The 26,953-nt window shown below is 33.2% G+C and carries 22 protein-coding genes and 1 riboswitch; of the genes, 19 read left to right on the forward strand and 3 right to left on the reverse strand.

The annotated features are described in order from the left end of the window. Positions 1 to 4 precede the first annotated feature (4 nt). The 6 genes from H4J69_RS12265 (at position 5) to H4J69_RS12290 (ending at position 8,822) form a co-directional block, all read left to right on the forward strand. Entirely contained in the window at positions 5 to 1,228 is a 1,224-nt protein-coding gene (locus H4J69_RS12265; protein WP_182244911.1) for a site-specific integrase, read from the forward strand. Then, positions 1,225 to 3,465 carry a hypothetical protein gene (locus H4J69_RS12270; RefSeq protein ID WP_182244910.1) on the forward strand — a complete coding sequence of 747 codons (2,241 nt, stop codon included), beginning with the start codon at positions 1,225 to 1,227 and terminating at the stop codon, positions 3,463 to 3,465. Before H4J69_RS12265 ends, H4J69_RS12270 begins: the two co-directional genes overlap by 4 nt. Further along, a complete protein-coding gene (locus tag H4J69_RS12275) occupies positions 3,465 to 6,134 on the forward strand; it encodes a hypothetical protein (RefSeq protein WP_182244909.1) in 2,670 nt (889 codons plus the stop codon). Before H4J69_RS12270 ends, H4J69_RS12275 begins: the two co-directional genes overlap by 1 nt. Beyond that, positions 6,131 to 6,640 carry a hypothetical protein gene (locus H4J69_RS12280; RefSeq protein ID WP_182244908.1) on the forward strand — a complete coding sequence of 170 codons (510 nt, stop codon included), beginning with the start codon at positions 6,131 to 6,133 and terminating at the stop codon, positions 6,638 to 6,640. Before H4J69_RS12275 ends, H4J69_RS12280 begins: the two co-directional genes overlap by 4 nt. 316 nt (positions 6,641 to 6,956) lie before the next feature. Beyond that, complete coding sequence (locus H4J69_RS12285) at positions 6,957 to 7,472, forward strand: type I restriction-modification enzyme R subunit C-terminal domain-containing protein (protein WP_310733603.1); 516 nt, start codon at positions 6,957 to 6,959, stop codon at positions 7,470 to 7,472. 414 nt (positions 7,473 to 7,886) lie between these two features. Further along, positions 7,887 to 8,822 carry a 5'-nucleotidase gene (locus tag H4J69_RS12290; RefSeq protein ID WP_182244907.1) on the forward strand — a complete coding sequence of 312 codons (936 nt, stop codon included), beginning with the start codon at positions 7,887 to 7,889 and terminating at the stop codon, positions 8,820 to 8,822. 635 nt (positions 8,823 to 9,457) lie between these two features. On the opposite strand, the gene H4J69_RS12295 is transcribed toward H4J69_RS12290, so the two are convergent. Next, positions 9,458 to 9,712: a hypothetical protein gene (locus H4J69_RS12295; RefSeq protein WP_182244906.1), complete on the reverse strand. Its 255-nt coding sequence runs from the start codon at positions 9,710 to 9,712 to the stop codon at positions 9,458 to 9,460. Positions 9,713 to 10,556: 844 nt separating this feature from the next. Here H4J69_RS12295 and H4J69_RS12300 point away from each other — a divergent pair. The 12 genes from H4J69_RS12300 (at position 10,557) to H4J69_RS12355 (ending at position 23,548) form a co-directional block, all read left to right on the forward strand. Then, positions 10,557 to 11,450: a DUF6694 family lipoprotein gene (locus tag H4J69_RS12300; protein WP_182244905.1), complete on the forward strand. Its 894-nt coding sequence runs from the start codon at positions 10,557 to 10,559 to the stop codon at positions 11,448 to 11,450. 303 nt (positions 11,451 to 11,753) lie between these two features. Next, entirely contained in the window at positions 11,754 to 12,263 is a 510-nt protein-coding gene (locus H4J69_RS12305) for a hypothetical protein (protein WP_182244904.1), read from the forward strand. Between the two features lie 271 nt (positions 12,264 to 12,534). Continuing rightward, complete coding sequence (locus tag H4J69_RS12310; RefSeq protein WP_182244903.1) at positions 12,535 to 13,086, forward strand: GIY-YIG nuclease family protein; 552 nt, start codon at positions 12,535 to 12,537, stop codon at positions 13,084 to 13,086. Between the two features lie 596 nt (positions 13,087 to 13,682). After that, positions 13,683 to 13,766: riboswitch (cyclic di-GMP riboswitch) on the forward strand. 43 nt (positions 13,767 to 13,809) lie between these two features. After that, on the forward strand, positions 13,810 to 14,190 hold the full coding sequence (locus H4J69_RS12315) for a zinc ribbon domain-containing protein (protein WP_182244902.1): 381 nt from the start codon (positions 13,810 to 13,812) through the stop codon (positions 14,188 to 14,190). 21 nt (positions 14,191 to 14,211) lie between these two features. After that, positions 14,212 to 14,361, forward strand: a complete 150-nt coding sequence (locus tag H4J69_RS20485) for a cold-shock protein (protein WP_404842821.1) — start codon at positions 14,212 to 14,214, stop codon at positions 14,359 to 14,361. Between the two features lie 158 nt (positions 14,362 to 14,519). Then, complete coding sequence (locus H4J69_RS12325) at positions 14,520 to 15,110, forward strand: hypothetical protein (protein WP_182251970.1); 591 nt, start codon at positions 14,520 to 14,522, stop codon at positions 15,108 to 15,110. Between the two features lie 841 nt (positions 15,111 to 15,951). Beyond that, positions 15,952 to 16,632, forward strand: a complete 681-nt coding sequence (locus H4J69_RS12330; RefSeq protein WP_182245106.1) for a hypothetical protein — start codon at positions 15,952 to 15,954, stop codon at positions 16,630 to 16,632. Positions 16,633 to 17,807: 1,175 nt separating this feature from the next. Then, a complete protein-coding gene (locus H4J69_RS12335; protein WP_182245105.1) occupies positions 17,808 to 18,413 on the forward strand; it encodes a PEP-CTERM sorting domain-containing protein in 606 nt (201 codons plus the stop codon). Between the two features lie 223 nt (positions 18,414 to 18,636). Continuing rightward, positions 18,637 to 18,960 (forward strand): hypothetical protein, encoded by a 324-nt coding sequence (locus H4J69_RS12340; RefSeq protein WP_182245104.1) that lies wholly within the window; start codon positions 18,637 to 18,639, stop codon positions 18,958 to 18,960. 130 nt (positions 18,961 to 19,090) lie between these two features. Further along, positions 19,091 to 19,900 (forward strand): hypothetical protein, encoded by an 810-nt coding sequence (locus H4J69_RS12345; protein ID WP_182245103.1) that lies wholly within the window; start codon positions 19,091 to 19,093, stop codon positions 19,898 to 19,900. A gap of 1,451 nt (positions 19,901 to 21,351) precedes the next feature. Further along, positions 21,352 to 21,915, forward strand: coding sequence for a recombinase family protein (locus H4J69_RS12350; protein WP_182245102.1), 564 nt, complete (start codon positions 21,352 to 21,354; stop codon positions 21,913 to 21,915). A 946-nt stretch (positions 21,916 to 22,861) separates the two neighbouring features. Further along, a complete protein-coding gene (locus H4J69_RS12355) occupies positions 22,862 to 23,548 on the forward strand; it encodes a hypothetical protein (RefSeq protein ID WP_182245101.1) in 687 nt (228 codons plus the stop codon). A gap of 702 nt (positions 23,549 to 24,250) precedes the next feature. On the opposite strand, the gene H4J69_RS12360 is transcribed toward H4J69_RS12355, so the two are convergent. Together H4J69_RS12360 and H4J69_RS12365 are read right to left on the reverse strand one after the other, a co-directional pair. Then, positions 24,251 to 24,799 (reverse strand): hypothetical protein, encoded by a 549-nt coding sequence (locus H4J69_RS12360; protein ID WP_182245100.1) that lies wholly within the window; start codon positions 24,797 to 24,799, stop codon positions 24,251 to 24,253. 761 nt (positions 24,800 to 25,560) lie between these two features. After that, positions 25,561 to 26,151: a tetratricopeptide repeat protein gene (locus H4J69_RS12365; protein ID WP_182245099.1), complete on the reverse strand. Its 591-nt coding sequence runs from the start codon at positions 26,149 to 26,151 to the stop codon at positions 25,561 to 25,563. A gap of 512 nt (positions 26,152 to 26,663) precedes the next feature. Between H4J69_RS12365 and H4J69_RS12370 the strand changes: the two genes are divergently transcribed. Further along, positions 26,664 to 26,953, forward strand: a 290-nt coding sequence (locus tag H4J69_RS12370) for a hypothetical protein (RefSeq protein ID WP_182245098.1), incomplete at its 3' end; no start/stop codon positions are given.

Genomic DNA, 26,953 nt, shown 5'->3' on the forward strand with positions numbered 1-26,953 from the left:
TGAGATGCATAATTTTTTTAGTATTAAGTTTGGATGTTCTCTTTACTGCCATGAAGATGGTACGCCTATTGTTGTACCTTGCCTTTTTTCTCACGCATTGGCTACTAGACAAATGAGTTATTTACTCACTTACATAGAAGGCGATAAAAACCGTATTAAGCCAGCAAAGTTAACTGAAAAAGAGTTAAGTGAAACGACTATAATTCAAGTTATGAATGAGCTGAAAAATTTTTTATTATGGATAGAAAATTATTCACAAGGTAACTCGTTTATTTCTTTAGCTAAACATCATAATGCACATGAAGATATTCTAAATTATTATTTAAATGACTTCTTAGTTGGTGATTTACAAAAAAGTGAAGGTATGGCTAATAAAGCTGTGATGGCTTTGCGTACATATTATAACTACCTTGCATATAATGGATTCACAACTATCAAGAATTTGCACCTCACCCCTAAATATCGAGAATTATCTAGAGGTAATACACAAACTAAAACGGCGATACGTTATTTTTCTCCATTACTTATGAATACTATTTATAGTAACGCCAATAGTTTACGGGATGAGTGCATTCTTAGGGCGGGAGGCGAGTGTGGACTTAGAGCAAAAGAAAATATAGGTTTGCTTATGGACGATTTTACAATCCAGAAAAAAACCTATAAAGGTATTAGCTCTCTAATCGATGAAATGAATAATACAGAAAGCGATAGCTTTGAATTTTATTTACAGGGAATTTATACAAAAGGTAGAACCCATCATGGGGGATTATCTAGAATGATCCATATTTCAAGGGAAACACTGATTTATTTTGAAAGATACATACATCGGGAAAGACCTAGCTGCAACATTGATAATCTTTTTTTAACAGAGCCTAGTTCGGGGTATTTAAAAGCTATTTCTTCTGCTGTAGTTAGAGATGCTTTTGGGTCAGCTAGAAGCAGTATTTTAAATAAACAAATAGAAGGACTGTTTTCCGACAATATGGATGTACTTGAAGATGAACATTCATATCATGTATTAAGGCATAGCTTCGGAACAAATAAATTCTATGAAGCTGTAGTCGAAAATAACTTAAAATTAGATAGTGTGACATCAGACTCGCTTCCTTATTTAATTGTAGCAAGACTACTCGGACACCAAACGAATGATAGAAGAGGTGCATCAGAGACTACTAGAACATATATACATTCTTGTCAGATAAAATTAGCAATAGAGTCACATGTATGAATAATAAGGATTTACTGACAGCACAAAAAGAAATGTTAAAAGAGCACCGTAAAGTTTTAGATGTAGGACATATTCCATACTCAGTAACAGCAACGTCTTTCACTATAGATGGCAATGTTTTAAGACTTGAAAAAGCTACTTGTGATCATAAAAAACTTATATTCTCGGCATTACATGCAAGATACTATCAACACTACGTAATGGGTTCCTCTTATGCATTATCAGTAAGTACGTTAAGTATTTTTTTGGAATTCTTAGATACCTTCGTGATGGATATAAGCTCAAAAATGACTGTTTTAAAAGATTTTGAGGCGTACAGAGTAAAAAAGGGTAAGGTAAAGACTCAATCTACAGGTTTGGCAGAAATAAAAAAGTATATTAATCAGGCATTATCATTATACTTTTTTTGTAAAGAAAATATTAATCAACAAGATTATGATTACCTATACCTAATTGCTAACACTAAAGTAGCATCTGACGATCCTACTGAACAGTTAACGTTATCTAATTGGTTTGGGAAGCATTCTTGGTTAAGAAGACATGATGTTGGAATAGGTCATGAACTATATAAAAGGGCTTCATTTCCAAAATCTCTAATGGAGTCTTTAGAAATAACAGTAGTGACCAGTTTATTAGAAATTAATAAAGCTAAGCATCAGCTGATCAACCTTCTAAAAGATAATGCAGATATTGAAGTAAGAACTAACATAATTAGACCGAAGGAAAGTGATTTTGATAATGGTCGTAAAAGTGAGGGGTTCAGGAAAACGGAGGCTAGATATAAAAACAATGAAATTAAAATAAAGCAGGATTTATTTAATTTATTAGGAAAAAAGATAAAAAAGCAACAAGATATAAAATCATTCACTCTTATATCTGAAGCTATGGTGTACTCGCAGTGCACCAGTGATTCATGGAATTCTATCGTATTCAGATTATTGGCAAACCTTAAAATATATACACAACAAGAAACAGAGCGTGGAAGGAAATCGATTTTTAAACAATCAACACAAAATTGTCTTCTGTTTTCACCTGAATTCATTAGAGAATTAGTTAAATACAATAGAGACGAAACCATTGTTAAGCCTGTACCAGTGAGTAAGGGGGAAGAGTTACTTTTCTCTATTATGCTTAGTATTATGACTGTTCCTGCTACCGATTTACTGAGATTAAAGTTAAGTAACTTTAAATTTATCAAGCGTCAGAATGGTGTCATATCTCAAATACAAAGTGAGTATTTCAAAACTAGATCTAAGAAGGTTCATACGCTAGATACAATTAGCTTGAAAACAGACTTTGGTAGAGCATTCATAGCATACTTAAATGATAAAACAGCAAGTTTAAACTTGAAGAACGCTGTTCTAATAGAAAATAATAATTTTAATGGAAAAACATTACCTACATCATTTCTAACTATATTCTATAGATTTATTACAGAATCGTCTCTTAGACAGAAAATAAATGTAAAATTAGCAGCAAAAGGTTCAACTCAGGTTTTTCCAGCAGCAATAAACAAGATTGCTATACACGGAGAAAGTAAGGGCTATGATAAAAAAAGTAAAGAAGGCTTTACATGTGAAACTCGTTGGTTTTCTGCAAGCTATATAAAAAACTCAAGTATTCACAAAAACTCAGATGACTTTGACCCAACATCCCTTATTAATACCCGCTCCCATTCTAATGATACTGAGAGATTGTGTTACCTCACGGAGGAAAATGAAGTGTGGCAAAATAATACAGGAAGAATAACTAGAACAATAATGAATGACATTCTAATTAATGTTTTACGACCATCTTTAAGTGAGCGTGAAAAGTTAAAAAGTGAGTATTTAAAAGCCACAAAATTTATTTACACGAAAAAGCAAAGTCTACTATCGAAACTGAAAATAGTAGCTTCAAAAAATGGTGAAGATATCCAAGTCGATGATCTTGGATTAGTTACCAGTTCAAAAATAAATAGCGGAGATTTATCTGATACTATTTATTTACTTCAATCACCAGAGACTGTTTTAAAGCTAAAGCATTACATTGCAGAGGTCGATAGAACTCATATACGATTGTTCGAAAATAACCCTGAATTTCTATTTAATACAGCTTTACCTACCGTTGAGTGGATTCATGCAATATTAACGAATAGTAACTTTAAGAAGAAAGTATTAAACGAAGGTGAATCTCTCTACAATAGATTAAAAGAGCATCTGCCCCCTTTATTTAACGCTCATACAGGAGGTGTTTAATGAATCAATTGCTGTTCAATAATACTTCTCCAAATTCGTTAGTTGAAGGGTTTTATCAGAAATGTGATGAGCTGCTCAAATCAAAAGATTTGTCAGGATCTGCAAATTTTAATGATGATTCTTGGTCGTTTTCATTTTCTAATAACTGTTACAATAATGAAATTGTTGTAATAGATTTTTCAGAGTTTAAATCTAATCTTAAGTTAATGAATTTTGTAAGTATTTCAAACAAAGAAGGTGAAGAGGCTAAAATAAGTTTTGTTGACTTTGTAAAATATCTTTACTTAGAAATGTCAAAATCATTAAGCATAACTCGAAAGCAAGGATCTATTTTATCTGTATTAGAATTGTTGTTTTATTTTCTTAAATCTGGAAATTTCAATGATATTAACAAAGATAATATTGAAGATTTTTTTAATGTCTTATTAACTTCTGATTATGAAAATAATAGCTTGATTAAGCGACTATCAGCCCCTTCACATAGTGTTATATTTCGTATATTCAAACATAAGAATCTTGTTTCTGCGCTGGGACTATATAAAGTTAAAGGGATTTGGAGTGATTTTTCTGTACCTGAATTTAATGGTGCGCTTAATCGTTCGTGTGAAACAATATTGGGTATGACACTTAGTGATTATGTCGCTGGAGGGTCATTCGATTTTTTAGGGCTAGATGTTGGACGTTATTATGTAGATTATTGTGCTGAATTTTTTGAAGGATTTTTAAGTTATGGTACAGCGGTTACAAGAGTATTCCAGAAGCTAGATGTCTTAAAAAACAGGTTTGGTAGATCACTATCCGTAGTTAACTCAAAGAAAGTTATAACGAATGTAGTACAAGGTATAGTTCCTTCTGATTTAGACACGAAAGGCTATAAAAAAAATTATGAACTGATGTTAAATTTATTTGCTGAAGAATATAATAAAATATCAGGTCGAAATAAATTATTTTCTTTAGATGTTATAGAGGATATTGTGTCTGAGTTAGGACTAGAGCCTTTAATGTTTGACACTCATGAATTTTGTCGGAGTATGTTGTATGCAGAATATTTTGATTCATCTTTAAAATCCAAAGAAGAGATTTGTCAAGAATATCAAGACACTTTAGCTGATGGAATTGGTTTAACTGTCCCTAAATTTGACGCTATTTGTAAAAAACACTTAAAGAACTCCACTGTTAGCGAAGATACAATATCAGAATTATGTAAGAAATATTTTACTAAATTCCAGTCTTTGGGCCACAAGGTAACTAAAAATTCAACTATACCAAAACCTATTTATGATGCAGGGCTAGTCTGTTTCATGGCGAGTGTGGGCTGGAGAGTTAGTGAATATAACTTCTCATTATCCTCCGTTTATTTAGAGAAAAACACAGATATTAAAGATTCATTTTACACTCCTTATAGGTCATATGTGCACGGTCATGCACAAAAAACAAATGGAGAAACTCTTTTAAGACGAGAGATTACATTATCAACTAACATTTTAATTCATCAGATGTCTGAGTTAACTGGCACTGATAAAGTTCCAGAGCTTCCTGTTTTTACATTTAAAGATAAAAAAATACAATCACTCAGCGTTTACCAATCAAGGTGCATTAAAGATCCATTTTTAATGTTCGTTAGGAATTATTCATTATTTAAAGTAGTTAAAAAAGTAAAATCGGAAGAAATAACACTAAACCAGTTAAAACATAAGTATGGTATTTCCAAAGCTGAGTATATTGGGTTGATAGATTTAATTGCAGACCTTTCTTTAGAAAATGAAGTCTTACATATAGGTAATAATCTAAGACCATCTCTGGAAAAATACCTCTCGACGAGCCCCGATAAAGCATCAAAAAAAGTCATTGATATAATGAATTTAGTACTTTCAGAGGAAACAAAAGTTTCAATTAAAGGGAGTAAAGGTACCTTTCGAACTGAAGCAATTAGAAGTATAAAAAAAGAGTTACACCAAGGCATTTCTCGGCCTACTACTCATGCTTTTAGGCATATGTGGGCAGAAGCTGTATTAAGAAGATATAGAGGTTCGGCAGGAAAATTCATAAGAGCAAACTTTAAACACATTGATGAAAGATTTTTTATGGCATACATCAGAAATAAAGAAACAAAAGCAATTTATGATGTAGCAAAACGAACCACAATTAGCCATATAGTTAAAAAACACTTAAATGATAAGGACAGTGCGTTTTCCGGTGGTTTTCATAGGTTTATTACTAGGGCAATAAAAGTTACAAATGTCGTAACCCCAGAAGAATTTGAGGGATTAGCTAATAGAATATCAAAGGAAAGAATTGTTGATATCAAGTCAAACCCTTGGTCTACTTGTCTCCTTAGAGTAGATACAGAACTTTCAGCAAAATGTTCTGAGGATGGTATACCTCAACGGCAAAACGCTTCACCAAGTTTTTGTTTAGGTTGCGTAAACGGAGATATAGATGTTGGCAACTTTACAGGGATAGTTGTTTTTATAAAATCTGATGTAGAAGCTTGTAGAAACAGTAACTTACCTTTTTTTATCAAAAAAAATAGCATGGAAACGTTAAGGAAAGCTATAAAAAGAGTACAAGAGTTGGACAGCCAGCAGCCAAATGAAATGTATAAGAAGTTTATCAAACACTTAAACGAATCTATTAAAATGGCTTTAAAAATGAAGAAGGGTAAATGATGGATAATTATTTTAACGAATTTCTTGGTGATGATATAAGTACCAAAGAAAAAAATCTACCTAGTTGGGTAAGCGAAAGTAATTCATCAAAAGAAGTTTATGACCAGATAAATAAGCTAAAAAAAACTAAGCAGAGATATATTCAAGGTCATTCATTGAAAAGTCATTTTAAAAAAAAATCTCTGTTTCTAATATCAAAAGAGGAGGCTGTTAAGGGAATTGGTACCGCTCCATCTATATTTAGATGTACAACTTACTCGAAGGGCTTACGGACTTATTTAGGTGAAATTAATGATGAACTAATAAATGACGTAAATATAAAAATATCGAAAAAATCAAAAGGATTACAAAACAAGTCAAAGGCAGAATTAAAGAAAACGACTCAAGATTGCTCAAAAGAGTTAACAGAGTTAAAAAAGAAGAACTGCGAAGAAATGTATACGATTTTACTTTCTAATATGCCTTTAGATATCAGACAAAAACTAGGACTGAAGAACCATCCCTAGAAAATATTAAGAGATGAAATTCAATTTTTATTACTGCTTTTGTAACCTAAGTTCCACAGCGATTAAGTACATTTGATAAAAGATCAATAGAATCAATAGTATCTCAAAAGACTTACTTAAGAAGCAGAATATACCCGCAATAGCATTACAGGTTGAGCTACTTAAAGAGATTCAAACAGAGATTTTCTGGAAAGGTATTAACATTAATTGTTTAGACAATGTTCGTCTTTCACTGAGAGACTTATTAAAGTACCTAGATAAAGAAAGCCAAGTTAATGTAATCACAACCTTTGAAGATGATTTAGATCATAGTGGTATTACTGAGACTGACTTATTACCTACTTACGGTAATTTACAAAGCTATAAAGATAGAGTTGAGTTATACGTTAGGCAGCATAACGACCACTTAGTTATCAGAAAACTTAAAACCAATAAGGCTATTACAGAGACCGAAATCAATGAGCTAGAGCGCATTTTGTTCGATGGTAAGGATATTGGTACTAAGCAAGACTATATTGATACCTACGGTGATAGACCCTTAGGTGAGTTTGTTAGAAGCATAGTGGGGTTAGATATTAACGCAGCTCAAGATGCCTTCGCAGAGTTCACACAAGTAGGAAAACTACGAGGTGACCAAATGACCTTTATGAATAATATCATAGCTTACTTAACTCACAACGGTACTATTGAAAGGAAGATGCTGTTTGAGCCACCTTTTACCAATGTTCATGACCGAGGCTTACTTGGTGTGTTTGATGATGCAGATGCCTCTAAGGTAATTAGGCTAATAGATAAAGTTAACGATAATGCGTTGGTTCTTAATGTGGGTTAATAACTGGTTAGGGCTATGTGTAAATCAAGTTTCAACGATCAAGCTCAGGAAGTTTAATGACTGCTTATGTTTACATACTAAGCCCAGAATCTAATCGAGCTATTACAAAGTTAGGTAAAGCGGTAGATGTAGCAAGCAGTTAAAAATTACATATACTTACAATTGAAGAAACTGCTTTTATCAATACATCTTTTTGGTGCAGGAGAATTACGGTGATATGTATAAGGAGAAATATTACCATAAAGCAGTACACTAATTGGCAAGTCAGTGGTGTTCAACGAGAATAACAACAACTTAAAACGGAAAAATACAGTTGGCTGTTTTCACTCCGTTCAATATTTTAGCCAACTATATTTTTCGCCGTAAGTAGGCGTTAGAGTTATTCGTGTTTCATTAACAAATTGGATTGTAATTATGTCCTATGAATTAGGTAAAAGATTAGTAATTGGTGTTGCTTCAAGTGCTATGTTTGATTTAACAGAATCCGATACCGTTTTCCAAACGAAAGGTGAAGAAGAATATAGAAAGTATCAATCAGAGAATGTTAATAACTCACTCGATAAAGGAATGTCATTTTCCTTTATTAAGCGATTACTTTCTCTCAATAACTTGAGTGATAACCCGGAATCAGATCCACTAGTGGAAGTAGTATTACTTTCACGTAATGACCCTGATACTGGACTACGTGTAATGCATTCAATTAAGCACCATAACCTACCTATCTCCCGAGCTATATTCATGCAAGGCAAGTCCCCCTACGAGTATATTCCGGCTTTAAGTATTTCATTATTTTTATCAGGTAATTCTTCTGATGTTAAAGAAGCAATAGAGATGGGATATCCTGCGGGTCATGTTCTAAATTCTGCAATTGTCGATGAAGATGACGATGATTTAAGAATTGCATTCGATTTTGATGGTGTCCTAGCTGACGATGAGTCAGAGACTGTTATGCATAACACGAAAGATGTCAATAAGTTCCATGACCATGAGACTACAAATGTCTTACAGCCTCATAACCCCGGACCATTAAAAGAATTCCTTGTTAAAGTGTCTTCCATTCAAAAGCTTGAAGAAAAACGGAAACTATCTAATCCTGAGTATATAAACAGGCTCAGAGTATCGATAGTTACTGCCCGGAATGCACCTTCACATGAAAGAGCTTTAAACACTCTAAGAGACTGGGGCGTTATGGCGAATGATGCATTCTTCCTTGGTGGTGTAGATAAAGGTTTAATTTTAGGTGTTCTTAAGCCTCACATTTTTTTCGATGATCAATCAGGCCATTTGGACTCTACAAGTCCAGTTGCTCCTTCGGTTCATATACCTTTTGGGATAAAAAATACGGACTGAACCTAAATCAATAACTTTGATAATAATTTTAAACGGAAAAAAAATACAGTTGGCTGTTTTCACTCCGTCCAACATTTTAGCCAGTATATTCACCGCCTAAGTACTTGTTATAGAGGTAAAGTATTAGTAGGTACTAACTAGGTAATAACATAGAAGTAGCATTGGTGACGTTTTTATTATTACTTTATAGGGGGAAATCGAGATAGGATTCCCTCATCTAGTTTTGACTGTTTCGTCGCTTAGTGACATTAATTACATGAAAAGCTTAATGTCTCTTAAGAGCCTTGAAGAAGACGTTAGGATTAGCGAGCTGCTAACTTTCACAATGCGCACAAAGTGATTATTATTGTATTTCAGTCTCGACACTTATGAATGAGTGTCAACTCTATGTCTAAACATCGATTTAGCTCGAAAATGTTATCTCTTGAAGCTGTTAATTCCGCTGATTCTTCTTGTTGAGATAATCTTATTCGTAATGTCTAATCACAATAAATAAAACAAGCCTTATGACCGCTTTCATCATCTAAAACAGTTAACGCAATTATTGCAGTGTTATTTAAAATGCCTGTTGCTTCTATAAATCAGTTTTGTGTAGATACTTTTTTGTTTTTAATCGTTGCTCTAGCGGCTGCTTATTAAGTTGAACGGCAAAAGTCGATCAAATCATAAGCTTTATTTCCATAATCCAATATTTTTTGCAATTCACTTTCATTAGTTAAATCATGAACAATTCCGCAATAAACTTTTTCTTCTTTCCAATCTTCACCTATGCCCAAAATCTCGCATTTCATCACAACAAAGCAAGCACTTAACTCAACTTTAGTTTTATGAAATCTTTCATTATTTGAAATATCACAACGCATATTTTTATCTGTATTATATATAATCATTTGTATCCATCCTTTTTATAAATAACTGATGCTATTTCTAACGCCATTCATGATGCCAACGTCTATTTATGTCCTTTGACATTGGTTTGTTTTCTACTTTTATAAAAACGCCCTATGGTTGCCCACGTAAAATTTAACAAAATATTTATGTTTAACAATATCGTAGATAAGACAAAGGAACGCTTCCATGTTCTGCGGGTCGCAATTCCTTTTGCTGATATTATCTATATTAATAATAACCTCTATATGTGTAATTGTAACTTCATATGAAGTCATGTCAATAAGGAAATAAATATCATATTTAATTGATTTGTCAAGAGAAAATACTATTGTGGCGATGGGGGATTATGTGAATAGACTTCATAAATGAGAGAATCTCAACAGGAGTCGCCAGCAAAAAAAACAGTTTCAGAAGATAATGATTTCAAGTGAATTCAATTTTTAGACATAAGACTGACACTCATTCCTAAGTTGTCGAGACAGAAAGACATTAATGATCACTTTGTGCGCATTGCTGACATTCCAGTTAAAAATTTTGCCATATATTTTCTAATTCATTAACTACTAGCGTAAACGATGTAATGCCCTTTTATAGGGAAGTCAGTATGATTTTTCGAGACGTGTTAGTAACACGCCCTAATATACATATGATTTAGCATTACTAGTTTCTAATACTCTGAAAGTATGGGATATTAGCGTTAATTAAATATTACTTATAGTGCGTTTATTGCTGAGACTTATACATAACAAGCTGTTTTTTTAATCGTCTAACTCAGCAGTTTAAAGATATTGGATATACCATTAAATACTTTCTTAAATATGGAATTAATAAAAAGGAATTCTTATGAAAAAATTATTAGCCCTTAGTCTTATTGTGCTGCTTACTGGTTGTTTTGGGCCTGAGAAATTTGATGCTTCAAGTGAGGTAACAATTAAAGAGTCTACACAAAAAATAGTTAGTGCTTTACCTGAAGCTAATCGTGAAGAATTCACAAAAGCGTTAATGTATTTTACCATGGGTGGTTCTGACGGATTTAAGTCAATGATGGGTGCCGCATTTTCGGGTAAATCTTCAAAGGTTTCTAATGAGGCGTTGGTAGCAGTCAACTTACAAAAAATCAACGGCTTAAACGGAGAGCAAATCTTAGAAAAGTACAAAGTTAACCTAGAAAAAGACAGAATTAAGCGAGAAATGAAAGAAGCAGAACGAAAAAAAGTTAAAGTTTTAAAAAATGAAGCTCAAGAGCTTCTTGATAGCAATAAGTTCAAAGAAGCTATTGCAAAATATAAAGACTTGAGTGAAATAACTTCTGGTGTAGAAGCCGCTGAAAGTGGAATAGAAAAAGCAACCAAGACTATGAATGAATTCACTGAAAAAATGAATTACATTGAGAAAGTCACAATAACTGAATTTTCAGCTAAACGAATCGATACATATTCTAAAAAAGCAGTGCCTGCTGTTAGAATTTCTCTTAAAAATAATGGGGATAGGTCTCTAGATAAAGTTAAAGTTATTGTTTATTTCCAAGACAAAAATGGGAATACAATTTTTGAAGAGGACTATCATCCTGTTCTTGTAAGTAAATATTCATCTGGTAGCGATAATAAGCCTTTAAAAGCTGGCTACGTAAAAGAAATGGAAAAAGGGAAATACTATACACTTGATTCTGCTTTAACTGACTGGATTGAAGGTAAATCGGTAGCTAAAGTAGTTGACGTTGAATTCAGTAAATCATAAAAACTCAACAAGTTGCTTAAACGGAAAAATAACATTTGGACATCGCTTTGCGATTATAGCCAACCATTATTTCCACTTAGCTTAGCGTTGAATTTCCAAAGTATCATGTTGGCTTCGAGAGGTGATCTATGAATGATGTTTTCAGTAATCTTAAATCTACAGTGTTTGGGGTTGTGTTTCTATCTGGGTATTTTCCAGTTAATATGATTCTAGCGTTTATATATGGTGACAAGTCAGATCTAGCAATTTCATTTCTAGTACCATTTTATGGTTTGTTTGTTGCGTTTTTTTAATAGGTATTAAATGAATAAATTTCTCTTATTTTTAGTTTTTATCCCTTTTTCTGGTATTGCATCCGAGTCGTTCATACATGAACATCCCGACTACAAAGCTTCAATTGACCTTGTTGAGCGCTTAGGAAAACATCAGGTAATCAAACAAACTGTCACAATGCAAAGAGAGCAACTCGAAAAATATGGAAGTAATATCGATAGCCACCTTAGTGTTTTAAGAATTCTTGGTTCAGGCTTTGCCATGACACAAACTGTTAAATTTCAGTTTGATAAATGGATTAATGAACTTAATGAACAACTTATAAGTTTAGGTAAAAAACAACTCACTAGAGCTGATGCCATAAAATTCTTTGAACCATCGGGAATAATCTATAATCAACAAATAAAACTAACTTGCCTTAATCCTTCAACTAGGGGATTAATTGATAGTGGCATCGATTATATTTCTACATATTATGACCAAGACATGGTCTACATTGATGAAATTGTAATTAATAAAAAAGCTTGCTCCTCGGACTAGACTTCAACATATTAAGTTGTTTAAACGGACAAAAAACAGCTGGCTTTTGCTCTTTCCTCGCTAATTTTAGCCAGTTATTTTATTGCCGCTTAGTAATTAGTTATCCATACAAAACCTAATCCGAATCAACATTCTCCCTCAATTGCCAGCTTCCGCTTTTGGCATGAGCTGAAGTAGCTAACAGTATACTGAGAGGACTTACCTTCTTTGCTAGACAGCCAACAAGTTACATTGTAACTTAACAATAAGAAGATTATTTAGAGTTTCAATTATGGGTGAACAAAAGTTTTTTTCTATTGAAGCGGCTTTAATGAATGACAGTAATATGATTAGTGCTGGCTTAATAGATTATAAGGTTCCTGATGAATCTGGTTTTTATTGTATTAAAATTCGAGATATAAATACTCTTCCTACTGGATTTAGTGCTGAGTTAAAGTCTAGAGATAGCAATGTAATATATATTGGTTTAGCTTCAAATAGCTTAAAGACTAGATTTTTAAATCAAGAACTACGAGCAAAAGGACATGGAACTTTTTTTAGAAGTCTAGGTGCTATATTAGGTTATCGACCTGAAGAAGGTTCACTTAATGAAAAGAAAAATAAACGTAACTATAATTTCAACAAAGTTGATGAGCAGTTAATAATAGACTGGATAAATACCAATGTTATGGTCAACTGGGTCTGTTGTGATAGTGATTTTGAAGCTTTAGAGACTTTATTAATAAAAAAATATACCCCGCTTATGAATTTAGCAAAGAACCCGTTAAAGCTTAAAAGACTAACTGAATTGCGCTCAGTATGCGTAAATATTGCCAATGCTTAACAAGTTTTTCTATTGGTCAGTTTAACCGGTTATTAAATATTATCGATACAAAATCTAATCCAAAATGTTACCTCTACTGGACTCCTTAATGTCTCCAAAGTGGCATAAGTGACGGATAAACCCAATCACTCAAGAAGCTTAGCTTTTAGCACTAATATTTATCAGTGCTAATGTTCCCTTGATGCGCAAAGAAGAAGTAATGATTTGAAATTTATATTGCTTGTTGAGGTCAACTGTAGACCTGTTAGTTGACCTAAGCAGTTCAACAGCTAACTTTAAAATATTTGGCTTAGCGGACATTAACGAAATCGGTTTTGAGACTCATTTCATGGTTATAAAAACCTCCATTATCTACGTCCCTTCTAAGATCAATACAGTTAGTGACACTCTGTCTCTGAACGCTAAAAACACGACTTTAAAGACATAACAACTTAATACTGTTACCTCTAATAATGTGACCAAATTAACTATGCCACTGAAGCTAATGCTTTGTTAAATATTTATTCGTTTATTGAAAGGATATTGTTGACAACGTTTACTATTTATAGCATTTTATTGTTTTTTTACATGCAATTAGACTTGCATACCATAAATAATATTGAAAAAGGCAAGTATAGGGAAACTTATACACGCAAAAAGACCAGCCTTCACGATTTGCGAAAGGTAGTGGCTTTACCAGTGCGTGTTACCTTACTTGATTTTTTATATTTAAAGGAACTAATTATGAAAATAATAGGCAAATATTTATCAATTACAGGCGTACTGCTTTCTATCATTTTTCCACCTTTTGAAAATGGAACTTATAGTGGATATGGCTTTATATTTCAGCAATATCAAACATTCTTTGGAACAATGAATGTATATGATTTTATCAATATGCAGCAATTATTCCTTCAAATAGTAGCCATTTTATTTATGGGATTATCTATTTCTTTTTTTAGTAAAAATAAAACTGAAAAGGCAGATGATGTATATAGAAAGTGTCCTGCTTGTGCTGAAGAGGTTAAAGTGGAAGCTAAGCTGTGCCGTTATTGTCATACAGATTTACCTGAAATAAGTGAATCAGAGTATAATGAGATGCTAGAGATTATTCATAAATCGTAAGCAATAAATCGAGTAAAAAACATTAAAGGAAAAGTTACGACATTTATTAGTGATAAGAGATACGGCTTTATAAAGGGTGAAGACTCGACTAGTTATTTTTTTCATTATAATGATTTTATAAATAAAAGTGATCTAAGTAACTTGTGTGATGGATTAGAAGTAAAATTTTAACCTAAAGCAACACCAAAAGGATACAGTGCGTCTAAATGTGAATTAACCACGACATATATAATTGACACATATGAGCAACCCAAAAAGTTAATTTATTAGTTTCGTCGATCAATTAGTACTGTCAAATTTTACTCAATAATTTACCAAGGAAACTAAGAATGAAATATCTATATTGTAATGCAACATTGAAAATAACATCGGTGCTTGCTGGTATTATACTCATAGCTGGTTGCTCTAGCGCTACTGAACTTTTTAACGCATCATCAACACCACCTCCTGTAGTTATTGAAAAAACCAATTTGAATGAGCATGGGGTGCCTTTCTCTTTACGTAAAAGGTTTGATTTGGTCGTCAATGATGGGTGGCGGATAGACTGCCTCCAATATAATAACGATGGCCGTGATGTTGAACCCATTGTTTTTGGTCGAAATCATGGTAAAACGCTTGTGTTTTTTCAGGCAAACCCTGCATGGGGGCCACTACCTAGTAGTGGGGCTTGGGAAATTAAAAACATTGCCACTGTGAAAGATGAGGATAATAATGCTGAAGGATTGATTATTGACTATGATTTTTTTCATAGTGGTCATTCTAAAGCTCAGCTTTCTATCGACAATTCGGGTAATGGTTACATGTTAGTTAAATGGTATAAAGATGCTAAAAAGAATGATATGACGAACATTAAACTCTCAGAACTAGGGAGTTGTGAGGTTGTTTTGCATGGGGATTATATAAGTAATCACAACATATGAGTGTAGGGTGTGATATACAAGTCCAGTGATTTTGTCGATGGTATGTCACTCAAAAAGTAATGGGAATTTAATTAACCCTACTAATGAATTAACCCAAGTTTCGGATTCCGAAAACCAACTTACAAGGAAAGATAAATAAGTGCTTACCAATCTTATTAATGGCATTATCTTCTTCGGCTTCAGCTAACACCGTTCATGGAAATATAAAGTTATTTAACTTACAAAAAGGTTCACCCGATTCACATGACGTAGTTATTGAAATAAATTATAGACTTGCAGAAAAGTGTAATAGTGCATTACCAGTAGAGAAAATAGTGGAAGAAGAACTGCAATGTTGGTTCATTACTGATGTATATTAGCAAATGGCGATTCGTAGTAAATATCATCTAATACAAGAAGCAAAGTATCATGTTTTAGATTACTTGTATGCCTCCAGTTGGCACAAAGCAGTCCTTAAAGGGCTGTTTTTTGTTTCTATTTAAAGTCAGCAAAGTGGCATAAGTGACGATTAAACAAAATCCCAAACCGGTTAGTTTTTACCACTAATATTTGTAGGTTTTAATGTCCCCTTGGTGCATTGACGAAATTAGCTACAAATAAATTGCCATATATTTTCTTATGCTTTTTGCACACTTTCACCCGAGAAGATGAGATAAAAACATGCTTTCTTCAAAACTCATTAAAGGAAAATGTTAAACGCTTGATATACTGAGAATTTAAAGGTAAATTTTATTTCTAATATAAAGATTTAGACTGTTAATTTCCTGTAAAAAAAATAGGCTTTTGTCCGCCTAATAAGTGTTGTACGAATACGTTATCTCACATATTTGAGGAATCAAAATTGGATTTACATTTACTCTTAAAATTTGGTAAGTCAGAAAATTTACAAGAGCTATGTCAAAATGGTGAACTTTATATGGGAACATTAAAGTCTTATCGAGAGTCAGATAACTCACAGGTGTGCGATAAGAATGAAGGTGCCCATAAAGTAGCTTATCACCCAAAAGTAATTTTGAGCAGGCTAGATTCAGAAAGTGGAAAGAATGTCGAAGTAGGCACATTTGAGAATATTGTGCACAGGGAGTTTAATAAGGCTTATGAATCTACAAGAGTTTATTGTATGTATTACGCAATTACTCCGGTGAATAATATCGATACTTTATCCTCTATTATTGATCATGAGCTAATTGAAAAATTTGAGTATGATTCAGTTACTGTAATTTTTGATCTTAAATCATTTTTTGAAAGACTAGATAATCATTTCGATAAATCATATAGAAGAGATGTTGTTAATTATGTAGATTTTCGGAAAATAAATAGGCTACTTACACCTTTTGACAAAGACCTGAGTTTCAAACATCAAAATGAGTTTAGAATTTGCGTACCGAATGTATCGGGTGATGACGCATTAAAAACTCATATCGGCTCTATTGCTGATATATCATTTGTAGTTGGAATTGAAGATATTGATAAGATTTCTGTAGATATTAATTCTCAGATTACTTTCAGAAAATGCGTATAAGCCATTCAAGCAGGACAAGTAACAGTTGGCTATTTACTCCTTCGTCACTTATTTTAACCAACTACTTTTAGCCTTTTATTGAGGCGTTATCGATACAAAAACTAATCCGAAATCAACTTTAGTCTTTTAGTGCTAATGTCTTCTCTGTGGCAAAAGTGAATATTACATAAAACGTCTCAATCTCATTTCATGTCTAGAAATCTCACTATTGATGTCTATTCACATAATACCTATTAAAACAACGCAACAAACAAACAAACCATAAAATGGCACAAGAAAAGAAATTGCTAGATCTGACTTGTCAGCATATAAACGCTAGAATCATATTAACTGGAAAATACCCAGATAGAAACACAATCCAGAACACAGTAGTTTTAAGGTTGCTAAATAAATTACTCATAGATCACCTCTAGAAGCCAATATGGTAGTATTTAATTTATCTTAAGTTTGTGTCCATTTTTAGGATGCCAAAAGACTCAATTGCTGTTGTGAATAATAATATTGAAGCCGACGTTAGATAATAACCGTTAATGCCAGCAATGTGCCTTGAGTTCATTTTAAAGGAAGTGTGAGAACGATTTTTATGGTGGCTTTGTTCAAACTCAGGCTGAACGACTTACTGGCAAAAAGTCATCATAAAAAAATTCATATTTTTATCATGGGCAACGTTTGCTATCGGGAAATTGCCAGAGGAATGTGATTGCTCAACTATGTCCGCTGTAGATCAAAACATACAAATTATTTCAGTGTGATTTCTAAAATCCTAACTTTTCCTCTGTTGCAGCTGGTGACCTTAGAACAATGAACACTGGTAGCTTTGCCCTCACCAAAAGCTAACGTCAAAAAAGTGCGCTAAGAGGAAGCTAGGAACTCGTTAATCCTAAGGTTTGCTGAAATCCCATTGCTGTCAGTGGAGTCCATTTTACTCATGGGTTTATAAAAGTGATATAGCTATCAAATTGCGATATACATTTATCCCATTTGGATAATTAGGTTACACCACCATTATTGTTAGCTATTTTTACAATTTCGAATTATCCAATTAACCACCCCACTTATGTATTTGAAAGTTATGTTTTAATTGTTTTTGGGTGTATAGTTTACTTACTAATAAAATTTGTTGTATTAAAGATTTTCTTCCAAATTACGGAATGGTCTAAATAAAGGAATATTAAATGAAATTGTATTACGTTTCTTTTTTTTGTATATCTCTGATAATGAGCAATGCTGTCAATGCTGGTATTATCGATTTCACATCAGGTATATATTCACCTAACTTCACTATGTTAACTTCTTGGCAAGCAACAATTGAAACGGAAGAGTACGGGATCTTTACTGATGAATGGGATATAGAACATTTTTTTAATAATTCTAATTACTCATTTACAGGATATACTGGCGATGAAATTTCATTTACATTGAACAACTCTAACTCTATTTGGAGTTTATCTTCTGGAGGATCAATAGGGGGAACATTGGAAGTTATAAGTAATAAAAATTCGTTATCACTTAATTTTTCTACTCAAAATGAGTTTTCAGATGTGGCTATAATGCTTAGAAATTTTGATACTTGGGATGTTATGCAAATTCGTCAATCAAACAATATATCTAACCAAAATTTCATTCAATTTGAAGATGGAAATTTAAGTGAAAGTGTTTGGGCAATCCAGCAATATGATACGAGTTACTTTTTTACTTCAGTAAAAGTACCAGAACCATCTACATTTGCTATTTTAGCATTAGGAATGATGGTGTTAGCATCACGAAAGTTTAAGAAGTAATTGACCTCTTTGTTGTAAATCCTAGACGACATCAACACTAAAAATTCAGCACTCCTAGAATTTATATTAACTTCCCTACGACCGCTGTGGTCGCATTGGAGACATTAGGTTAGCTTTAAAATATTTGCCATATATTTTCTAATGAATTAGTCGTGTCGTATTAGTGAGAAGTCTCCATACAAGCTATTAGCTATACAAAATGTTTTCCCTGATGGATTAGGCGATGAATAAAAATTTAAACATTGATAATTTCGTACTGTATCCTTTAGCCATTTCAATTCCTTGCTTTTTCTTAACAGGGTTTACTGGTCTAAAGATTTTTACTTGGATTGCTTTATTAGGTGTACTTCCGCTTACATGCATTTTAGTTTTCGGAGCTATATGTCTTGTTTGGGAGTTCTTGGATGACATTTTCCCTGAATTTAAGGGGAAAAATTTATTGGTTATTACATTAGTATCAATTTTTGCCATCCTACTTTTAATGGCCATTTTCTCTGGCGATCCAACATCTAATTGTGGTAAGTATCGAGGCGCAGAACTTTGTTGATGGAATGTATAGCTAACCATTCAAGTAGGACAAAAAACAGTTTGCTGTTTCGTGTATCAACATTTTAGCAAACAGTTTTTTGCCCCTTAATGGGGCATTGGGCTCATGATAATATCAACTAAGGAGTATTATGAATAAAGTATTGATTGTCTTCGGATTACTTATGCTTACGGGATGCGCACAACTTCAAGTAGGGCATAAAGAATTTTATAGCCAAGTTTCACCCAAGAAATATCCGTTGACATCAAATGTTATGGTATTTGAATACAGTAATGTTGATCTAAATGAGCTATACGAATTACTTTACTCTGATCTTCTAATTATTGGTAAATCAAGTTTTAACGGTCCATATGAAAATCCAACCCAAGCTTTATCTTATGCTAAGTCAATAGGTTCAGACGTTTTTATAACAACGGCTCAATTTAAAGAAACACGAACATCTTTTATGAATATGATAACACCGACATCAAATACCACTTATGTTAGCGGTTATAACGGTAGTGGCTCTGTTTATGGCACGGCAACGACATATGGCACAAAAACAACTACGATACCTATTCGAATTAATCGCTATGATCAAGAAGGGTTTTATCTAAAAAACCTTAACAATATTGACGTTTTGTGGGAAAGAACTATCGATCAATATAAGGAAACTGCTCATAACTCTATTTCTGGTATTTGGGAGAATGAGAGTTACCACATACATGTATTTCAATCAGGAAAGCAAATTGTTTCATTTGTTGACTCAATTATCAGTGGTGATGATTCGTGGTCTAAAAATCAGTTAAAAATGATCTTTAGCACTGATACTGGTAAAGGAATATATTTAATGGGAAATAAAACTCCTATGCCTGCTAATTTTACTATAAATAAATTTGGGCACCTTGAAATAAAATTGATATCAAGTTCAGAATCATTTTCGTTTGCTAAAAAGCCCTAACGCTTTGCTAAACGGTGTCAAATCCTAAGGTCAGCTGTGTGGTATGACCTGAGCTTTGTTGATGGTTGCTCTACTTCCGCTTATACCACTTTGCTGATATTAGCACTTACTGGCTAGAACTGAATTCAGATTATTTTTTGTATCGATAACACCTGTTAACAGGCAAAAATTTGTCGGCTAAAATAAGCGACGAAGGTGATAATAGCCAACTTTTTTTTGTCCGTTTGAAAGTCTTGTTATGTGTTATTTTCTGGGAGCTCTTTAATGACGACAAAGTAATAAACCAAATACCCTAACCAAGAAATAAAGAAGGACATGAGAAACCAAATAAGTTTATGCATGCCTTTTGCTTTTTTAGATATCAAAGCGAGAACCCAAGGTAACATTCCTATAATTAATATGATAAAAACTATTAACATTTGCCAAATACTTACTCCGCCCAAAATAGATTCCTTTTTAAATTGATACTACAAAAACACAGCTTATTATGGAGACTTCTCAGTAATAATCGTCCCAAAAATATTATTTAATTGACATTAATATAACATAATTTCAACCATTTAGTAGTAAATGATGACCACGAAATTTGTTTGTTGAGCTTTAGTTAGTGAATAACAGCAGATATAGCTATGTATTGACTTGAAGTGGCTCAAGGTTAAATAATTATTAGTAGGAAATGATGATCATGAGATTAGTTTGTTGATCTTTAGTTAGTGAATATAGCGCCTTTTTGACTTCAAACAGCAACGATAAGCGACTAATTACAGCTATTTTGTACAAATTATGCAGACATTAGTTTTTAGTGAGAAATATTGAGCACGAGCATCAATCTTTAGTGGGAAATAACGATCACGGCTTCTTTTTAGTGGGAAATATTGATAACGGGCACCAATCTTTAGTGGGAAATAACGATCACAGCCTCTTTTTAGTGGGAAATTATGAGCACGAGATACATTTATTGAGCTTTAGATAGTGAATAACAGCAGATATAGCGTCTTTTTGACTTCAAACTTCAAGGTTAAGTTATTAATTACAGCTGTTTCGAACAAATTGTGGAAATATTATTTTTTAGTGAGAAATACTGATCGCTAGCAACATTATTACAGGGTATAAATTTTGTTTGTCGCATTATATAACATTCATTTATGCCATCAAGCTGTCAGTTTGGATAGGTTAATATCATTGACTTAGTGATCTAAACTCAAGCTATTTAGCCCTATAAATTAATTTACTAATCTTTTTAGGGTACAAGCTAATAATTCTTAGTGCTATTACAATATAATCTAAGAGAAACGTACATTGGCACATACAAGCTAGTAGCAACAAACGACCGCTATCTGATACCAATAATGACACCACCAAAATAGTATCATAAAACATATTAAACACATTGTTGACACCCCTATTTGTTGTTGATACCCTTTATTGATACTAAATAGGGGCATAGGAAAATGAGAACATTCGCTTACTTGAGGACATCAACTGATAACCAAACCATAGGCCAACAAATGATGGTTATCGAAAGCTCTGGCTATAATGTCGAGCCACATAGACAAGTTAGTGAAGTTGTTTCAGGCAAGACACCTGCACTAAAACGTCCTGAATTTGCACAGTTGGTTAGTAAGCTAGAAGCTGGCGATACATTGGTAGTTAACAAGTTAGATAGGCTAGGACGTAACAACGTAGATTTACAGACTACTATTGAAACACTTCTAGCTGATGACATCAAAGTCGTATGTTTAGACCTACCAGTTAGTGACTTAAGTAGCGCAGAAGGTAAATTGATGTTACAGCTATTCGCCTCATTCGCAGAGTTTGAACGTAACCGTATTAGTGACCGTACTAAAGAGTCTTTAGCTAAGAAAAAGGCGGATGGTGTTAAGTTAGGTAGACCTGTTGCAACAAGCACGACAGAGCAAGTGCAGAAGTGCAAGTATACAGGGCTATCTCAAAGTAAGTCAGCTAAATACCTCAGTATCAGTATTGCCACAGTTAAGCGACATTGGAACAAGTAATTATTCAATACCCCTTTTCAAAGCACCGTGTAGTCCCCTTCACTGACAAGTAGTAATTTTTTAAAAGTTGAAAGTTGACCTCAGAACGCTAACTTATGTTTGTAAAAATAATATCAAGAATAAATATTATTAACATAACGCATTGTTTGAAAATTTTTCAAACCCTCTTTTCACTCTTCGAACAATTAAACGGCATTCACTAAGCTGTTGAATGGCATTAATAAATATGGAAGGCTGATATTTATTAAACTGAAGAAAAAATAATTTAATCCTTCTAATAAGTTTTATATGCTTTTATAGCTCTCGGGTGTAATTATGGATGAACTATATTGTCAGAACTGTCATGTGGAAGTCAGTGAGGAAAATAGTCATTGTAAGTGCTGTGGTCATGACTTGCCCACACCTTCGAAGGGTTCATATTATAATCCAGAACAATGGTTCTCTCAAAACAGCCCAAATATAAAAGAAAAAAACAGACCTGAATACATTGATTATCCTAAACTTAGCGTAGGTGTTACAACCCAATGTAAATATACATTAATAGTGAGATTTTCAGACATGAAATGAGATTTTAAAGTTTTATGTAATATTCACAATTGCCACAAACCCGACGTATTTCTGAATGAAAAATCGACCTCAAAACAGTCAACAATGATACAAAACCGGACGTTACCACCAATAGATATTAAGCTAATTAGAATGTTTGTTATCTATCTTATTTCTGACAAAGAGGTAGCCTTCCACATACTCAATAGCTTCCATTATTGTCTTAAAATTCAATTCGATTTTTCAATGAGTATGTTATTCTACTTATGAAAACAGCAGTGAGAGTCCTCATAGGTAAGATGATAAGCTAAGCTAAAAAGGAATTTACCCCATCAAAAACACCAATATATTATTAAGTATTATAATCGCCCTATTAGTTCTAATATTTTCTTACCCTAAAGTGAGGGAATATTTAGATGAAAGAAAGCTTGAAGAAGTTGCTGAAAAGTCCATTAATGAGCTAATGGCGAAGTATAGAGCCTGTAGTAAGATATATCCTAAAGGTACTTTTCCTCCCCAAACAGCAGAGCAGTTAGCGGTCACGAGGAAGGCTCTGAAGGAGGAAGAGGATAGTATACTCCCTGATTTTTCAGACCTTCAAGCAGACTTAAAGCTACTCAAGTATGAGATAGGATTTACTAGAACAAGTACAGGCTCGTATAATCAAGTTTTCAAGAAGTGTGCTGAGGGAGGTATTGAGTACGCTAATCCTGAACTATACGAAAAATTTTCTAAAGAACGGACGGATAAATACCTAAGCCGCAACGATGTAATAAAGGTTGAGAAAGAGCCTAAAACTATGGAAATATGTAATAAGATGTATCCTAAAGGAGTCTTTCCACCCCAAACGGAAGAAGAAATAGCGGAACGTAGGAAAGTTCTATTAGCTAAATATGGGGATTCCCCCTCTAAAAATGAAATATCAGCTGTAGATCATTGGATGATCAAATATAAGATAGGTTTTACTAGAACAAGTGCTGGGCGTACAGGAAGAGATCCAAACCAATGCTATGGGGGGGATATCGAATATATGGATAATGAACTATTTATGAAAATTGTAATACAGATAAAAAACTCAAGTATTTAACACTTATAAAAACGTTAAAACCTCATTATCTTGGGTTTGGTTGTTGATATTTATCTATATATTGTATTTATCTCAAATGATTCATTAAAGAATATATGGCAAATATTTTAAAGCTAATGCCTTCAATGCGCACTTTCAAGATGGTATTTAAACTGAAATATTATGACTTATTACGTTTCAAAAGTTATAAGTCCTTTGCATTACCTTTTTTGTGATAAATCACCCCAACATCGAACATTCTGATTAGTTTCAGTATGCCAAAGTTTAAAACCCTCACCAAATAAGAAGCTTAATCCTGCTAAGGCTAAAAACGGCAATGTGTGAGTTGTCATAAAATCCGTTAACCATTAAATATCACTAGTTATAAAATCACCAAGCTTTAAGCTTCATCATAACTTTTCAGATAACCTGAAAAGTTATGTACGTGTTTTCTGTTGGTATAGGAAGGTTACATTACCTTAATTCGACACTCAATTGTCGCCCATTACTAAATAGGTTTTGTAGTCACTAATGATATACTACGCTCATTAGTATGAGAAATTACGGGTGTATTTTTCTTGTCATTTAATGGCTAACTGACCACTTTTATAAGAGACTCCTTTTAAGTCATTATGTCTCAAGTTAAGCACTGTAAATTGTGTTAATAATCTAATGTTTACAGCAAATTATTCGTAATAAAAAAGCGAAGGTTAGCCTGTATATCTATTTAAGGTACATATTGAAAATAACGGTCCAAAGACAAAGTATTGACCACCAGAGTATAATTGTTTTTCGTGTTTTATTATTTCTGTATGTTTTCTTTAATGAAGCAATAGCTATGATAAGTATAGGAAAAAAGATAGAGCCGGAAGCAAAAGCAAAGACATTCCAAACAAGCGTAGGGTGGTCAAAAATATCTGCTCCTCCGGTTTCTTTCATATCCATATAGAATAATGAACCAAATGCTACAAACCACGATAGTAACACTAGTGACAATGGCCAGCCGTTATCTGAGTTATTTGGTAATGTATTTTGGGTATCAAATTCATATTTTTCGTCTGTATTATTTGCTATAGAATCAGATATGGCTTCCTCTTGATAATTTTCAGCACCAACAATAACTCCTTTGGGTGGCACTACCTCGCCCAGCTTTAGGTAAATCAATATTGATAAGGGGATTAAACCTATTCCGTAAAACACTACTAAGCTAAGGGAGATAAAAAACAAAAAAAACTTTTGTGCTTTATTAATACTTTGATACCAATTTTTCAATTGAACTCTCTTTTTCTGCTAAGGATTATATTTTGTATGCACTATTCTATATATAAATTTGTTTAACATAAACGATAAAGTTAAGACTTATAATCTGATTAAATTTAATACAAGCAAATAATTCATTGCCACTTTGTTAGCGTTACGCCATCGTCAATAAATGCCACTTTCAAGACGGTATTTCTTCTGACGTTTCAAAAGTTTTAAACGCTTTGCATTACCTTTTTGTGCTCAATCCCCGTAATATAAACATTCTGGACAATTATAGTGATGCATAAAGAAGTATTTAATAGTTAGAAATAGTGATAACGAGATTAGTTTACTAAGCGTTATTAGTAGGAAATAGTGATCACGAGAAACTTTTGACTGGGTATAATTTGAAGTAGAGTCGTTTTGCAGAACATTCACTAATGCCACACTGAAGACGTTAGCATTTGAGAGTTTATATTGAAAAAATTGGTATGTTTTGATCTACAGCGGACATTTGTTAACAACCACATTCCATTAACCGTTTCCTGATAGCGGTCGTTCCCCGATAGATAAAAACATGAGTCTTTTGATGGTGATTTTTTGCCAATATCTCTTAAGCCCGAACAAGAACAAAGCCACCAAAGCTGTCGTTCATTGTTCAATTTGTAACGATCACTTTGCGCATTGCTGACGATAGAGTTTCCTTCACTAATGGCAGTTACCAGACCTGAAGTTGACGTTAGTTTTGAGGATCACTTTATATGATGATTAGCCTTTATTGAAAGTAATAATTACTTGTTACTATTAATTTTGTCGTAAAGTTTAGTTGCAATATCTTGGGCTTCTTCTAAGCCCGATGAAGATAGTTTAGTAGCTACGCTATCTCGCTGATTTTTAGTGTATTTAGAATCATCCAATACAAATTGTACAGAATACCAAGCATAGGCATACTTATTATCTGCTGTTACACCCTCACCTTTAGAGTACATATACCCAAGATGGCTTTGCGCACCAATATTCCCTTGCTCAGCTGCTTTATTAAACCATTCAAAAGCTAGTTTTTTATTCTCTGGAATAATAATAATGTCGCCATAATAGTACATTCGCCCAAGAAAATACTGAGCATCCTCGTAACCTTGCTTTGCAGATTTTATACACCATTCAACAGCTAACTTTTTATTCTCAGGAACACCTGTACCATTAAGGTACTTAATAAAAAGATTAAATTGGTCTTGAGCATTATCTTGATCAACTTTGCCTTCCTCAAAAAATTTAGAAAATTTTGCCGTTTGCTCTTCCGTTGCATTACTTACAGGGATGGACGCTATTGAACACACATTAAAACCGAATAGTAAATATAGAGCTAGGAGTGCTTGCTTCATCCTGAATACCTTTTATAGATTTTGAAAGTCGAGTATATACTTTTAGATTAAAATTTGGGAGAGCAACACTTATCTTTTGTATTACTAGGATATGAAAACAACGATTGATACAAGCTAAAGTAAGTTGTTTTCGTATCTAAATAGTTAATTTTAAACTAATTCCCATTCAGTAAAGTGTCCTAAATGATACGAAAGCTGACATTAAAATTAATTGCTTTCGAGCTGTTTGCAGTGTTAAGAAAACGTAGACCTACCTTATCTTGACAGGCAACTAAGCCACCATTGCCGCCAGTCACGAAGTTACATTGGCATGACTTGAAGTGCCAATCAATGACGTTCACCAACGTCAGCAGTTTTATCAGATATTTTTCTAAAAATTGAAGTGAGATAGTTAAACTAGGTGAATTTTATATTTGTCTATGAATGATTGATCTTCTGTAATTCAACAATTTCATTATTTCATTATTTAAGGTAACTTTATAGGCGCAATAGTATTTAGGATAAGTAGAGTCATGATTTCTGCAACAAATATGGAACATTATATGATTATCGATGGACTGGAGATATCCCCACACCTCTTGGAAATATCTGAACTCAATAATTTTAAAAATGGCTCTCTAATTATATCCGAAGCACCTAGAGAGTTTATAGGAACAGCTAAGACAACTTTAAAAATTAGTTGTAATGTTCATGGTGCTGGATGGGAGTGGGGAACTCCATGGTTGCCTACTATTGCAACACTAAAAAGGCTTGGTGGTTGCCCGAAATGTAAAGGGAATTATCGATTTTCTGCTGAAGAAAG

This window comes from Colwellia sp. BRX10-9 (assembly GCF_014077405.1).
Taxonomy (GTDB): Bacteria; Pseudomonadota; Gammaproteobacteria; order Enterobacterales; family Alteromonadaceae; genus Colwellia_A.

Bases quoted from the DNA above. Each gene is read 5' to 3' on its own strand.
- H4J69_RS12265 (WP_182244911.1), top strand. From the start codon at position 5: ATGCATAATTTTTTTAGTATTAAGTTTGGATGTTCTCTTTACTGCCAT.
- H4J69_RS12270 (WP_182244910.1), top strand. From the start codon at position 1,225: ATGAATAATAAGGATTTACTGACAGCACAAAAAGAAATGTTAAAAGAG.
- H4J69_RS12275 (WP_182244909.1), top strand. From the start codon at position 3,465: ATGAATCAATTGCTGTTCAATAATACTTCTCCAAATTCGTTAGTTGAA.
- H4J69_RS12280 (WP_182244908.1), top strand. From the start codon at position 6,131: ATGATGGATAATTATTTTAACGAATTTCTTGGTGATGATATAAGTACC.
- H4J69_RS12290 (WP_182244907.1), top strand. From the start codon at position 7,887: ATGTCCTATGAATTAGGTAAAAGATTAGTAATTGGTGTTGCTTCAAGT.
- H4J69_RS12295 (WP_182244906.1), bottom strand. From the start codon at position 9,712: ATGATTATATATAATACAGATAAAAATATGCGTTGTGATATTTCAAAT.
- H4J69_RS12300 (WP_182244905.1), top strand. From the start codon at position 10,557: ATGAAAAAATTATTAGCCCTTAGTCTTATTGTGCTGCTTACTGGTTGT.
- H4J69_RS12305 (WP_182244904.1), top strand. From the start codon at position 11,754: ATGAATAAATTTCTCTTATTTTTAGTTTTTATCCCTTTTTCTGGTATT.
- H4J69_RS12310 (WP_182244903.1), top strand. From the start codon at position 12,535: ATGGGTGAACAAAAGTTTTTTTCTATTGAAGCGGCTTTAATGAATGAC.
- H4J69_RS12315 (WP_182244902.1), top strand. From the start codon at position 13,810: ATGAAAATAATAGGCAAATATTTATCAATTACAGGCGTACTGCTTTCT.
- H4J69_RS12325 (WP_182251970.1), top strand. From the start codon at position 14,520: ATGAAATATCTATATTGTAATGCAACATTGAAAATAACATCGGTGCTT.
- H4J69_RS12335 (WP_182245105.1), top strand. From the start codon at position 17,808: ATGAAATTGTATTACGTTTCTTTTTTTTGTATATCTCTGATAATGAGC.
- H4J69_RS12340 (WP_182245104.1), top strand. From the start codon at position 18,637: ATGAATAAAAATTTAAACATTGATAATTTCGTACTGTATCCTTTAGCC.
- H4J69_RS12345 (WP_182245103.1), top strand. From the start codon at position 19,091: ATGAATAAAGTATTGATTGTCTTCGGATTACTTATGCTTACGGGATGC.
- H4J69_RS12350 (WP_182245102.1), top strand. From the start codon at position 21,352: ATGAGAACATTCGCTTACTTGAGGACATCAACTGATAACCAAACCATA.
- H4J69_RS12365 (WP_182245099.1), bottom strand. From the start codon at position 26,151: ATGAAGCAAGCACTCCTAGCTCTATATTTACTATTCGGTTTTAATGTG.